The following is a 13,274-nucleotide window of genomic DNA, read 5'->3' on the forward strand; positions in this document are numbered from 1 at the left end:
GGTCTGCCGCTTGGCGATCGCGTCGCGGCATCCGGGACGGGCGGGAGGTTGCAGCGATATGGACGTCTGGTTCATGCGGCGATCCGGCGGCGGGTTTCCTGTCGCAGGCCGACATCACGCGCCATTCGCCATCGTATCGCGCCGTTTCGTCAACGCGGCCATGGCGGCCGGGACGGCTGGCCTGCCTTGGATGGCAACTCGCCGTGCCGCAGGATGTTCCCCTTGCTACGGCAAGCGCGCGCTGGACCGCCGGGGAAGCGCGATCAGGGCTGTCCGCTGATCCTGCGCCGCATGGCCCATTGATAAAGGCGCGGCGAGACCCGCACGATCCATGACGCGAGCAGGGCGACGCGGCCGACCGGAATGAATTCCTGTCCTTTCTCCATCGCGCGCAGAATGGTGGCGGCCGCGTCGCCGGGCAGCATGTAGTCCACGCCATCGGACGCCGCGCCGGGCCGCATGATTCCGTCCTCGCGCCGCTCGGCATTGCCCAGGTTCGTGGCCACGAAACTCGGTGCGGCGATAAGCGTGCGCACGCCGTACCGCTGTTCTTCTTCGCGCAGCGAGGAAAAAAAGCCGCCCATGGCATGTTTCGACGCGGCATAGGCCGTGCGGTTGAGAAGCGGCGCGAAGCCTGCGACCGAGGATATCGCCAGATGGGTTCCCCGGCTTTTCCGCACGGCATGGAGGAATGCCCGTGCCATGCCGACGGCGGCGAAATAGTTGATCTCGAAAACCTGCCGGTGCGAGGCCTCGCTTGTTTCCGAAAACGGCCCGATCTGCGAAACGCCGGCATTGTAGATCACCAGGTCGATGGACGGGCGCGCGGCGATGACTGTGCGCGCCGCCTTTTCCAGCGCCGCCCCATCGGTCAGGTCGACCTGGACGGGCGTGCGCGACGGCCCGGATTCCAGCCCTTCGATCGAGATGTCCATCAGCACGCAGTGCCACCCCGAAGCTTCCAGCCGCGCCGCCAGCGCCCGGCCCAGCCCGCCATTGCCGCCAGAGATGACCGCCGTTCTCACAGATCCGCCTCCCGCTTCCACAGATCGAACACTTGCGCCGAGGACAAGGCCGGAACGTAGCCGAATTCGGCTTTCAGACGCGCATTCGACAGAACCGGCCGGTATTGCAGGAACCGCACCTGCTCCGGCCCGTAGCGGGTCAGGCCGAGCGGATGGGCGATGGCAAGCGCGGCCTTTAGGAGCCAGGCCGGCAGGCGCAGCACCGGTTTTCCAAGCGCTCTTGCCAGGTCGTCGACGGCAAGCCAGCCGTCGCCGGCCACGTTGAAGATGCCTGGCGGGCCGTCCGTCGCCGCCCGCTTCAGGATGCGGGCGAGATCGCGTGTCCAGATGAACACGAAGGGGCTGTCGCTGCCGCGGATCGCAAGGATGCGGCGGCGGTGAAACAGCGCGGTGATCTGGTTTTCCACGCCCGCGCCCAGCACGGTGCCGATACGCAGAACCACCTGTTCAAGCTGGCGATGGTCCGTGCGCGCTTGCGCCAGCATTTCTTCCACTTGCCGCTTGTGGTCGGCATAGGCGAATTCTCGGTTGCCCCGGCACGGATCGCTTTCACGGAGCGGCACCGGGTTGTCGGCATGATAGCCGTAGGCTGCCCCCGAACTCGTCACCACCAGACGCCGGACGCCGTGATCGAGGCAGGCTTTTAGCACGTTGCGGGTTCCGGTGACATCGACCGCATGGGCCGCTTCTCGCGCCATGCCCGGCGGCGGCGTGACGATCGAGGCAAGATGGACGACCACGTCCGGGGCTTCCTCGCCGATGATGCGTGAAACATCCGGGCCGGTGACATCCATACGGCGAAAGCGCACTGCATCGGGCAATCCGCCACGGGTGAGGTCGGTGGCGATGAGGCTTGCCTCGGGCCATTCGGTCACCAGCGCGCGGCCCACCATGCCGGCCGCGCCGGTGATCAGGATCCGGCTCATCGCCGCGCCTCGCTGCGGCCCATCACGCTGGCCAGCGCAATTCCGGAAATGGCATGCCAGATGCCCCAGAAGGCCGCCACGACAGCCATGCCGCCAAGACCGCCGAAGAAGCCGAAGATCAGCACAAGACCGAGACCGGAATTCTGGATGCCGGTTTCGATGGTGACCGCCCGTCTGTCGAAAGGCGACAGTCCGGCAAGCGTTGCCGTGGCGTAGCCGGCGCCCAGCGCCAGCGCGTTGTGCAGGATCACCAGCCCGGCAATGCCGCCCGCATAGGCCAGGAATTGCGCCCAGTTCGCGGCCAGCGCAACGGCGATGAAGGCCACGAAGATGCCCATGGACAACCATTGCAGCGGCCGCCGCAGGCGCCGCGTCAGGTCCGGCCTGCGGGTATTCAGGCTGACGCCAAGGACCAGCGGCAGGACGAGCATCAGCCCGACGGTGACCGCGATCTGCACGGGATCGATATGCGTTTCCCGCAGGATCGCGGCCGATGGTTCGTAAAGGCTGCCCCAGAAGGCGATGTTGAACGGCGTGAGCAGGATGGCTGCCACCGTCGCCAGGGCGGTCATGGACACCGACAGGGCGGCATTGCCGCCGGCGCGATGGGTAATGAAGTTCGAGATGTTGCCGCCCGGGCATGCCGCCACCAGGATCAGCCCCAGCGCGATGGAAGCCTGCGGCCGGACTGCCAGCACCAGAAGGAAGGTGAGGGCCGGAAGCACGGCGAACTGCGCGATGAAGCCTGTCACGAGCGGCTTGGGCGCCTGCAGCAGCAACCGGAAATCGCGCGGGCGCAGGTCGATGGCGACCGAGAACATCACCACCGCCAGGATGGCGTTCAGAAGCATCAGCGAACCGGGCGCGAAATCGAGAACGGCGTCGTCGATCATGGGCGCTGTCCTCCCAGCCGGGCGATCCATTCGCCCACTGCCTTCCGGTAAGTGGCCTTGTCGACATAGTAGGCCATGCGCGGCAGGTCGATATAGGCCATGCCGCCGGTGGCGCGGGAAAACCCGCTTGCCTTTCGCGCTTTCAGGGCGAGCGCGGCCGCGCTGTCCTCGCGCAGGCCCTTGATGTAGCGCACCACCATCTCGGCCTGCTCGTGGCGTCCCTGCCAGCCAAGGCCGGACGCCTCGACCATTCCGAGAACGAAAAGATCGTCGCGCTCCGGATGCATGCAGTTGAGATAGAGATGCGGCGCGTCGCCTTGCCAGTTCAGGAGCCTGTTGTCGATGAACGGGTAGTCGAGCTTGTAGCCGGTGGCCGCCAGCACCATGTCGAAATCCGCGCGGGTGCCGTCCCTGAAATGAACCGTGTGGCCGTCGAACCGTTCGACATCCGGGCGGATGCGGATATCGCCATGGCCGGCATGGTAGATGACCAGGGAATTGACGACCGGATGGCTCTCGTAGAGCCTGTAGTCCGGTTTGGGAAAGCCGTATTTCTGCGGGTCGCCGACGAACCATTTCAGGATCGTCTGATCCACGATCCGCTTCAGTGCCATCGGCAGGCGGATGGCGCCGCCCAGCGTGTCGGCCGGTTTGCCGAAAATGTACTTGGGCACGAAATAATAACCGCGCCGCATGGAGAGGTCGCAGGAGATGCCGTGATGAATCGCATCCACCGCGATATCGCAGCCCGAATTGCCGGCCCCGATGATGAGGACGCGCTTTCCATCGAACTGGCTGGCGGTTCGATATGCAGAGGAATGGATCAGTTCGCCGGCAAAATTTCCGGAAAATTCCGGCATGTTCGGTGTGCTGAGCGTCCCGTTTGCAATGAGCAGGCCCGCAAAGCGCTCTGCGTGTTCGCGGCCCTCGCTGTCGCGCCATGTGATGCGCCAGCCCTCGCCGGCCTCGCCCAGGGGCTCGCAGGCGGTGACCTCCGCATTGAAGCGGAAATGCCGGTAGAGGTCGAAATGCCTGGCGAAGTCGCGGAAATAGGTCTTCAGTTCACGGTGTGACGGATAATCCGCCACGTGCCGCGCCATCGGGAAATCGGCAAACTCCGTCATCCGCCTGGAAGAGATCAGGTGTGCCGTCTCGTACATCGTCGAGCGCGGCCCGTCGATGTCCCACAATCCGCCGACATCGCTGTGCAGTTCAAAGCCCTGGAAGGCGATCCCGTGCCCAGCCAGCAGTTTCGCCGCGGCCAGCCCCATCGGCCCGGCCCCGATCAGGGCGAGCCGGTCGCTTGTCTTGTCCAACAATCCCTCCCGTTTTTTCGTTATCTTGAACACATGTTCGAAGTAAGGCAAGGTGTTGCCATGCACTCGGCCGAACACACTGATTTGTCGCGCAAAAGGGCGCCGTCGCAACGCGCGCTGGCGACGCGGGAACGGGTTCTGGATGCCGCCGAGAAGGTGTTTGCGCGAAGAGGATTCGATGGCGCCACCATTCGCGAGATCGCCGCGCAGGCCGGTGAACCGCTGGGATCGGTGCACCATCATGGCGGCGGGAAGGAAGCCCTGTTTCGCCAGACGGTTGCCCGGCGGGCGGAAACGCTGGCGGCGGCGCGGCTCGAAGCGCTGGACCGTGAACGGGACAACGGCATGCTTACGCTGGAAACGCTTCTTGGCGCCTTCCTGCGGCCGGTCTTTGCACTCTCCAGGCAAGACCCGCGCTGGCATGACTATGCCCGTCTCGTGGCCTATGTTTCCACCGACGACCGCTGGCGCGCCATTTCGCAGGTTCATTTCGATCCCACTGTCGAGGTGTTTCTGGCCGGAATCCTGGACATTGTTCCGGGATTGACGCGTCAGGCCGCCGCCGAAGGCCTCGTCTTCAGCGTTTCGGCCATGCTCGCCCTGTTGACGTCCCAGAAGCGCATCGCCGCGCTGGGCGGCGGCGCAGGCCCCGTGGAGGCGCAGGTGGAACATCTCGTCCGCTTCTGTGCTGCCGGCCTCGCGGTGTCGGATCCGTCGGGCCGCTGATCCGGCTGAACGCGGCTGAACCGCGCGGCACCCTTGTTTCATGCAATATTAGGTTAAGCAAAAATACACCCTTTCCCCGAAAACTTGGGCACCCTTGCCGTTGGTGCAGGGTCCGGTTCGTGCCATGGGCGGGGCAAGCCATGGATCGAGGGCCGGCACGCCGTCATTGCCCGTGCACGGGGAGTTGAACGTGGGGATTTTGAGCGGATTGCGAGGCCGTCGGCAGGCGAGCGGGCCGGTTCGGCTGCCGCTTGAGCAATTGGGCCTGTCCTCCGCGCTCGCGGCGATGGCGGTTCCCGCTTTCGTTCTCGATGCAGACGGGATCGTGGCCTACTGGAACGATGCGTGTGCGGAACTGACCGGTTTGCCGGCCGAAGGCGTGATCGGAACAAAGGATCACTGGCGTGGCTTCTACCCCCAGGCCCGCCCCTGCCTTGCAGACCTTGCGTTGAGCGGAAAGGCCCACGAAATCAGCGCCCTCTATGCCGCCGGGGACAATGAGAGCCAGTCGCGCCTGCGCGCCCGGAACTGGTGCGACCTGCCCCGCGGCGGGCGGCGCTATCTGCTTATCGACGCCTGCAAGATCTTCGCGCCCGACGGCCAGGTCATGGGTGTCCTGGAAACGCTGGTCGATCATACCGACATCGAAAAGGCCCGGCTGGACATGGAGCGCGCCCGCACCGAACAGGGCGAAGTCATGGATGTTCTGGGCAATGCGTTGCAGCAGCTTGCCGGCGGCGATCTTTCGGTCCGCCTGCAGAACCGCTTTCCCGAAGACTACGAGGCCATTCGCAGCGACTTCAACGAATCCGTCTCGACGCTCAGCGCGTCGATTGCCGCCGTCATCGCCGATGCCGAACAGATCGGAACCTTCGCCACCGAATTGTCCGGGCTGGCCGAGAGCCTGGCTGAACGGGTGCGCGAACAGGCCGACAACCTCGACAGGTCGACGGAGGTCGTCCGCTCGCTGACGGCCGGAACACAGGAATCGATGAAGGAAACCCAGACCGCGCGCGACACCATCCGCACTTCCGCCGTCCAGGCCAGGGAGGCCTCGGCGACCGTGGCCCGCACGGTTGAGGCCATGCAGCGAATCGGAACCTTTTCCGAAGAGATCGAACGCACCATTGCCGTGATCAACGATATCGCGATGCAGACCAACCTGCTGGCCCTGAATGCGGGCGTGGAGGCGGCCCGCGCCGGGGATCAGGGCCTCGGCTTCGGTGTCGTCGCCGGCGAGATCCGCACATTGGCGCAAACGTCGTCGGGCGCCGGCAAGAGCATTTCCGATCTCGTAGGCCAATCGGGGTCGGCGGTTCAGGAGGGCGGTGAACTGGTCAGCCTCACCGGATCGGCATTCGGCTCCATCCTGAAGCAGATCGAACACGCCGAATCGGTCATGGCGCGCCTGATGGACATTTCCGGCGACCAGAGCCGGTCGCTCAATTCCGTCAGCGCGGCACTCGACCAGATCGACGGCACCACGAAGCAGAATGCACGGCTTGCCGAGGATACGTTCAAGGCCAACAAGGCGCTTGTCGAGCGGGCGGCCGAATTGCACCGGCGCATGGCGCGGTTCAATGTCCGCGCCGAACGGCTCTCCGGGAAAACCGCCACTGAGCCGTCACGGGCAGCCTGACGCCCGGTCCGGGCGCATCCGCCCGGTTTCATGTCTCCCCGTTCGAACATGGGGGTGGTGTCCGGTCCGGGGCAAGACGGAGGCCGGGACATCGCCTCCCTTTTTCTTTCATGCAATACGCTGCGGCGAAGCCGGGCGACGCGAGCGCGCTGTGCCCCGTGCCGTATGCCGCTCCTCGTCCGCGGCGCGGTGCGCGTCTTTTGCCTGCTTGCGGTGATGGCGCATGCGCACCCGCCGGGGCGTCCGATAACGAGCCCCTTCGTCTGACATTTTCCGCTGGCTGAAAATTGGTCACGCTGGCGAAAAATTTTGCAATTTCAGGGCAGGTCTTCACGGATAGTTAATTCGAGACCGCTAAATTTCATATGCGCAATGTCCCACCCGGCGCGGCCGGCGCGCGTGTCAGCGGAAATGATGTCCGCCCGTTACCGAACATCTCAGGCTTATTGGCAGGTCCGCGCAAGCGGGCCAAGGGGGAAGAGCGTCCTGTTCCATGGGCGCTCTCATCAGGCAGGTGATAGATGAACAAGACAGCAGAGGCTTCCGGCGAGGATCGGGACCTGAAGGGAAGAATGGCGTTCCTGGATATCGACGATGCGACGTGCCGCGATCTGGTGCGCATCCGTCCGCTCCTGGAGCGCGAGATTCCGCGCGGTCTCGACCGCTTCTATGAAAAGGTCAAGGCAACGCCGCAAACCGCCGCCTTCTTTTCGGGCGCCACGCAGATGGACCGGGCAAAGCGCTCCCAGGTCTCCCACTGGAATGCCATTGCACAGGGCCGTTTCGATGAGCGCTATGCCGAGCAGGTCAACCGGATCGGCACGGTCCATGCCGATATCGGCCTGCGCCCGCGCTGGTATATCGGTGGCTATGCCATGCTGACGGATCAGTTGATCCATGCCCTTGTCCAGGACTTCTGGCCGAAATCCGGCCTGTTGTCCCGCTCCAGGGGCGACCCGGAGGAACTGGCAAACGTCCTGTCCAGTCTCATGCGCGCCATTTTCCTCGACATGGACCTCTCGCTCACCGTCTATATCGACAAGGCGGAACATGCCAGGCAGGCTGCCCAGCAGCAGGCGATCGCAAGCGAACGCGACATGGTCCGCGCCCGCTTTGGCAGCGTGATCGAGCGGCTGGCCGAGAAGGAACTGAACTGCCGCATTGAAGGCGACATTCCGGAAGCCTATTCGCAATTGCGGGAAAATTTCAACGATGCCATCCGCGCCATTGGTCAGGCGGTGCGCGAGATCGGCGCCTCCACCGACCTGATCGATTCGGGGTCCGGCGAGATCAGCATCGCCGCCGACGACCTTTCCCGCCGCGCCGAACAGCACGCCGCTTCGGTGGAGGAGGCAGCTGCCACGCTGGCCACGATCACCGATGCGGTGCGCTCCATGGCTTCACGGGCCGAGGCGTCCGGCCGGATGGTCGACAATGCGCGCGATCATGGCGAACGCTCGCAGGACGTGGTCCGCGACGCCGTGGCTGCCATGGGACGCATCGACCAGTCCTCCAGCGAGATCTCCAAGATCATCGGCGTGATCGACGAGATCGCCTTCCAGACCAACCTTCTGGCGCTCAATGCCGGCGTCGAGGCCGCGCGCGCCGGAGAGGCGGGGAAGGGCTTCTGCGTCGTGGCCCAGGAAGTGCGCGAGCTGGCCCAGCGTTCCGCACGCGCCGCCAAGGAGATCAAGTCCCTCATCAACACCTCGGTAAGCGAGGTGAAGAACGGGGTCTCGCTGGTCAGCAAGACGGGCACGACGCTGGGCGAGATCGTGTCCCAGGTGCATGAGGTGGCCAGCAACATGGAGGCCATCATCACTGAATCGCGGGATCAGGCCATGCGTCTGGAAGAGGTCAACGGCACGATTTCGGTCATCGACCAGGGCACCCAGCAGAATGCCGCCATGGCGGAGGAGCTGACTGCCGCCAGCCTTTCCCTGCGCGGCGAGATCACGCGGATCAACGGCATGCTCAAGTCGTTTCACCTGGGCGCCTGCGGGCAGGGTGGCGCAAGGCCGGATTCGGATCGCCGGCAGGTGCCGGACGCGCCACGTCACAGACCGGCACAGGCGTCGCCGGCGCGGCTCCAGGTTGTCGCGCGCGCCCGTCCCGCCGCGGCGGCGGCGCAGACCCTGGACGAGGACTGGACGGAATTCTGATCCGCAGCGAAGCAACCATGTCCTGGCCGTTCCGGGCAGGGCATGGACGCGACCGGGCGCATTGCCTAACCTGTAGCGGCTATGTGCAATGCCGCCGGGACCCGATGCCTTGGACAATCCGAAAGCTTTCCTGACCTCCCTGTTCGACGCGGCCGTGGCTGCGGCCGATCCGCATGTCATCGTGCCGCGCAATCTTCCGGCGCCGCCGAAAGGCCGCACGGCCGTCGTGGGCGCCGGAAAGGGCGCGGCCCAGCTTGCCGCCGCGTTCGAATCCGTCTGGGATGGCCCGCTCTCCGGCGCTGTGGTGACGCGCTACGGCTATGCCGTGCCGTGCGAACGGATCGATGTTCTCGAAGCCGCTCATCCCGTACCGGATCAAGCGGGGCTGGAAGCCTCTGCCCGGCTGATGCGCGAGGTGGAGGCGCTCGGCGAGGACGATCTCGTCGTCGCGCTGATCTGCGGCGGCGGTTCGGCCCTTTTGCCCGCTCCGCCAGAGGGCTTCGCGCTTGAAGACGAGGTTGCACTCAACCGCGCCCTGCTTGCCTGTGGGGCGCCGATCGCCGCCATGAACACGCTGCGCAAGCATTTCTCGCGCATCAAGGGCGGGCGGCTGGCATTGGCGGCCGCTCCGGCCCGGGTCGTCTCGTTGATCGTTTCCGACATACCCGGCGACGATCCGGCGCAGGTCGCCTCCGGGCCGACGGTTCCCGACCGCAGCGGCCGTGAAGAGGCGCAGCGTGTCATTGCCCGCTATCGCCTCGAACTGCCGGAAGCCGTGAAACGGTTCGTGGCAAGCGAGGCCGCGGCCTGTCCGGACCCGGGCGATTCGCGTTTCCGCCGCAACGCGGTCTCCATCATCGCTTCCGCCCGCGTTTCGCTGGAGGCTGCGGCGGAACGGGCGCGGGAAATGGGCTTCGACGCGGTCATTCTGTCTGACGCGGTCGAGGGGGAAGCGCGCGAGGCGGGTCTTTTCCACGCCGCCCTTGCCCGCGAGGTCGCGCTGCGCAACCGGCCATTCGAGAAGCCGGTCATCATCCTGTCGGGCGGCGAGACCACGGTGACGCTGCGCGGCGATGGCAAGGGCGGACGCAACAGCGAGTTCCTGCTGTCATTCGCGCAAGGGATCGAAGGCGTGGAGGGCATTTATGCCCTGGCCGCCGATACGGACGGCATCGACGGGTCCGAGGACAATGCCGGCGCCTTCTGTTCCGGCGCGTCGGTGACGCGGCTGCGCGATCTCGGCCATGACCCGCAGGCCATGCTGGACGCAAACGATGCCTGGTCGGCTTTCCACGCTCTGGACGATCTGTTCGTTCCGGGTCCGACCGGCACGAATGTCAATGACTTGCGCGCCATCCTGGTGATCTGACCGCACGGCGCGGCACTTGCCTCAAGCCGCCGAGCCCGATGGCGCCTGGCTGCCCGAAAGCTGCGCAGCCAGTCCCTCGATCAGTGTTTCGACCGGCACGGCGATGTCGACCGTGATCGCCTGCTCGTCCGCTTGCGGCGGTTCCAGCGTGGCGAACTGGCTGTCGAGCAACGATTCGGGCATGAAATGGCCTTGCCGCGCCCGCATCCGTTCGCCGATCAGCGCCCGGCTTCCCGAAAGGTGAATGAAGGTCGTGTCGGCTCCGGCGAGCGCCCGGATCCTGTCGCGATAGGCTTTTCGCAGCGCCGAACAGCCGATGATGCATCCGCCCGCGTCCGCGCGATCGCGCAGTGCCGCGCCGACGGCATCGAGCCACGGCCAGCGGTCGTCATCGCTCAGGGGAATGCCGCGCGACATCTTTTCGATATTCGATGCCGGATGAAGGCTGTCGCCATCCAGATAGGCAAGGCCGGTTGCCGCCGCCAGCATTTCGCCCACCGTCGTCTTGCCACTGCCGGCAACGCCCATGATGACGATCTTCTTGTTCATATGCCGAAGGTTCTCTCGGAAAAGGGCGAAGAAGGCAGGTCCGGCACGGTCCACAATCATGCCGCCCGGTTTACCCGGCCGATCCGGCCTGTATATCAACGGTCATCTAGCGGCTTGCCATGGTAGCGTCAATTCAGGCGACCGGCAAAGGCCGTGGCCCGGTGCAGGGCGAACCGGACATTCCGTCGGGCCGGATATGGTGCTATCAGGCCAGTCAATTCCTGGCCGCGCAAGGACGCGGAGCGGCAGCAACCGAAAGGCAAGAACCCCCGCCATGAACGAAAACGCAGACATCGGCCTGATCGGCCTTGGAACAATGGGTGCCGCGCTGGCGCTCAACATCGCTGAAAAGGGCTCCAGCATCGCCGTCTTCAACCGGACCGCTGCCCGCACCGATGCGTTCATGGCCGCCGCTGGCGGTCTTGCGCCCCGTATCGTCCCGTCCCGCGACCTGTCCGCCTTTGTCGCCTCCATCGCACGCCCGCGCAGGATCATCCTCATGGTGCCTGCGGGCGAAGCCGTCGATGAGCAGATCGGCGCGCTGGAACCCTTGCTCGACGAGGGTGACATCATCATTGATTGCGGCAATGCGAACTTTGCCGACACCAATCGCCGCGCAGCACTGGCACAAGGCAAGCCCTGGCGTTTTCTCGGAATCGGGGTCTCGGGCGGCGAGGAGGGCGCACGCCATGGGCCGTCGATGATGGCAGGTGGCGAACGGGACGTCTGGGACGCGGTCAGCGGCATCTTCCTCGGCATTGCCGCGCGCCATACCGACGGCACGCCCTGTGCCGGGTGGATGGGTGAAGGCGGCGCCGGCCATTTCGTCAAGATGGTACACAACGGCATCGAATATGCCGACATGCAGATGATCGCCGAGATCTACGGCCTGCTGCGTGACGGCTACGGGTGGAACGCAAAACAGGTGGCCGACCTGTTTGCCCGGTGGAACGAGGGCCCGCTGAAATCCTATCTCGTCGAGATCACGTCCCACGTCGCCCGCGCCCGCGATGCCGAATCCGGATTGCCGCTGCTGGACGTCATCGTCGATCAGGCCGGCCAGAAAGGCACAGGGCGATGGACCGTGATCGAGGCCCAGCATCTCGGCACACCGGTTCCCGTGATCGAGGCGGCTGTGGCGGCGCGCAACATGTCGGCGGCGGCCGGCTTGCGCGTGGCGGGCGAAAGCCGCTTCGGACCCGCCGCGCGCCGTCTTGAAGGCGCGGCCGACACGGCGCAACTGGAAAGGGCGCTGATCGCCGGCAAGATCCTGTGCTACGCGCAGGGCTTCGCGATGCTGCAGCGCGCGGCGGCAGACTATGGCTGGCCGCTGCCGATGGCCGACATCGCCCGCGTCTGGCGCGCCGGGTGCATCATTCGGTCCGCCATGCTCGATGACATGGCGGCAGCCCTTGAGGAAAAGCCGGAAAACCTGGTCTTCGCCGCCCGTTTCGCCGAATATCTCGCGGGCACGGCGGACAGCCTGCGCGCCGTGGTCGGCGCAGCGCTGGCCAACGGGCACCCCGTGCCAAGCCTGTGCGCCGGCCTTGCCTGGTTCGACCAGTTGCGCCAGTCGCGCTCGACCGCCAACCTGATCCAGGGGCAGCGGGACTATTTCGGCCGCCACGGCTTCCAGCTTGCCGGCTGCGACGGTGTGCGCCACGGACCGTGGGCGGACGCCGGGGACGCCGGGAACTGAGGCGTCCGGCGGGGGAACGGGCAGGAGGGGGATCGGCACCATGATCGACAAGCTCGAATTGTTCATGATCCTCGCCCGCGAGCGCCATTTCGGCCGCGCGGCCGAGGCGGCCAACATTTCCCAGCCCACGCTTTCCTCGGCCATCAAGCAACTGGAGAGCCAGCTTGGCGTGCCCCTGGTCAAGCGCGGCGCCCGGTATCAGAGCCTGACGCCGGAAGGCGAGCGGGTGCTGGAATGGGCGCGCCGCATCGTGGCCGATTGCCGCGCCATGAGCGAGGAGATGCGCGCGGCCCGCACGGGCATATCCGGGCGCATCCGCCTTGCCGTCATCCCCACGGCGCTGGCCACCGTTGCAGAGTTGACGACCCGTTTCAGCCAGGCTCATCCGGCGGTCAGCTTCACGGTCCTGTCGCGCACCTCGAAGGAAATCCTGCACCTGGTTGCCCATCTGGAGGCCGATGTCGGGATCACCTATCTGGAAAACGAGCCGCTGGGCGAGGTAACCTCGGTTCCGCTCTATGAGGAGCGCTACTGTTTCGTGACCGCCGATCCGGACATCCTGGCGGGCCGGGAGACGATGACCTGGGCCGAAACGGAGGGCTGTCAGCTTTGCCTGCTCACGCCTGACATGCAGAACCGGCGGATCGTCAACCGTTATCTTGCCATGGCCGGCGCCGAGGTGCGGGCCGTGCTGGAGACCGATTCGATCATCGCCCTTGTCGCCCACGTCGCTGCCGGCCCCTGGTCCGGAATCCTGCCTGAACGGATTGCCGCCATGTTCATGTCGCGCAACGGGATCCGCGCCATACCGCTTGTCAGCCCCGAAGGCGCCCAGATCGTCGGCGCTGTCGCGCCGCGCCATGAACTGCGTCCGCCGGCCATCGCCGCCTTCCTGCAGCATTTGGCGCGATGGCGTTGATTCCGGTCCGGATGCATGGCTATTCTTAGCCGGCGAGAAATGCTCGGTCGG

The 13,274-nt window shown here is 65.6% G+C and carries 11 protein-coding genes; 6 read left to right on the forward strand and 5 right to left on the reverse strand.

The window, feature by feature from the left end; translation table 11 throughout:
- Nucleotides 1-263 precede the first annotated feature (263 nt).
- From R3D65_RS06470 to R3D65_RS06485, 4 genes are read right to left on the reverse strand one after another with little or no spacing between them, the layout of a single operon-like run.
- Nucleotides 264-1,025 (reverse strand): SDR family NAD(P)-dependent oxidoreductase, encoded by a 762-nt coding sequence (locus R3D65_RS06470; RefSeq protein WP_371274403.1) that lies wholly within the window; start codon nucleotides 1,023-1,025, stop codon nucleotides 264-266.
- The gene (locus tag R3D65_RS06475; RefSeq protein ID WP_371274404.1) at nucleotides 1,022-1,951 is read right to left on the reverse strand and encodes an SDR family oxidoreductase; all 930 of its coding nucleotides are present in this window, start codon (nucleotides 1,949-1,951) and stop codon (nucleotides 1,022-1,024) included. Before R3D65_RS06475 ends, R3D65_RS06470 begins: the two co-directional genes overlap by 4 nt.
- The gene (locus tag R3D65_RS06480) at nucleotides 1,948-2,844 is read right to left on the reverse strand and encodes a bile acid:sodium symporter family protein (protein ID WP_371274405.1); all 897 of its coding nucleotides are present in this window, start codon (nucleotides 2,842-2,844) and stop codon (nucleotides 1,948-1,950) included. Before R3D65_RS06480 ends, R3D65_RS06475 begins: the two co-directional genes overlap by 4 nt.
- Nucleotides 2,841-4,160: a flavin-containing monooxygenase gene (locus R3D65_RS06485; protein WP_371274406.1), complete on the reverse strand. Its 1,320-nt coding sequence runs from the start codon at nucleotides 4,158-4,160 to the stop codon at nucleotides 2,841-2,843. Before R3D65_RS06485 ends, R3D65_RS06480 begins: the two co-directional genes overlap by 4 nt.
- A gap of 84 nt (nucleotides 4,161-4,244) precedes the next feature.
- Between R3D65_RS06485 and R3D65_RS06490 the strand changes: the two genes are divergently transcribed.
- From R3D65_RS06490 to R3D65_RS06505, 4 genes are all read left to right on the forward strand, one after another.
- On the forward strand, nucleotides 4,245-4,886 hold the full coding sequence (locus R3D65_RS06490; protein WP_371274407.1) for a TetR/AcrR family transcriptional regulator: 642 nt from the start codon (nucleotides 4,245-4,247) through the stop codon (nucleotides 4,884-4,886).
- 190 nt (nucleotides 4,887-5,076) lie between these two features.
- Nucleotides 5,077-6,525 carry a methyl-accepting chemotaxis protein gene (locus R3D65_RS06495; RefSeq protein WP_371274408.1) on the forward strand — a complete coding sequence of 483 codons (1,449 nt, stop codon included), beginning with the start codon at nucleotides 5,077-5,079 and terminating at the stop codon, nucleotides 6,523-6,525.
- Between the two features lie 521 nt (nucleotides 6,526-7,046).
- Nucleotides 7,047-8,687, forward strand: coding sequence for a methyl-accepting chemotaxis protein (locus R3D65_RS06500; protein ID WP_371274409.1), 1,641 nt, complete (start codon nucleotides 7,047-7,049; stop codon nucleotides 8,685-8,687).
- Between the two features lie 88 nt (nucleotides 8,688-8,775).
- The gene (locus R3D65_RS06505; protein ID WP_371274410.1) at nucleotides 8,776-10,056 is read left to right on the forward strand and encodes a glycerate kinase; all 1,281 of its coding nucleotides are present in this window, start codon (nucleotides 8,776-8,778) and stop codon (nucleotides 10,054-10,056) included.
- Nucleotides 10,057-10,077: 21 nt separating this feature from the next.
- On the opposite strand, the gene R3D65_RS06510 is transcribed toward R3D65_RS06505, so the two are convergent.
- The gene (locus R3D65_RS06510; protein ID WP_371274411.1) at nucleotides 10,078-10,605 is read right to left on the reverse strand and encodes a gluconokinase; all 528 of its coding nucleotides are present in this window, start codon (nucleotides 10,603-10,605) and stop codon (nucleotides 10,078-10,080) included.
- 274 nt (nucleotides 10,606-10,879) lie between these two features.
- Between R3D65_RS06510 and gndA the strand changes: the two genes are divergently transcribed.
- Nucleotides 10,880-12,304, forward strand: coding sequence for an NADP-dependent phosphogluconate dehydrogenase (gene gndA, locus R3D65_RS06515; protein ID WP_371274412.1), 1,425 nt, complete (start codon nucleotides 10,880-10,882; stop codon nucleotides 12,302-12,304).
- Between the two features lie 40 nt (nucleotides 12,305-12,344).
- Nucleotides 12,345-13,223 (forward strand): LysR family transcriptional regulator, encoded by an 879-nt coding sequence (locus R3D65_RS06520; RefSeq protein WP_371274413.1) that lies wholly within the window; start codon nucleotides 12,345-12,347, stop codon nucleotides 13,221-13,223.
- Nucleotides 13,224-13,274: the final 51 nt, after the last annotated feature.

Origin of the sequence: Zhengella sp. (assembly GCF_041397485.1) — a bacterium.
In the GTDB taxonomy this organism is placed as follows: Bacteria; Pseudomonadota; Alphaproteobacteria; order Rhizobiales; family Rhizobiaceae; genus Zhengella.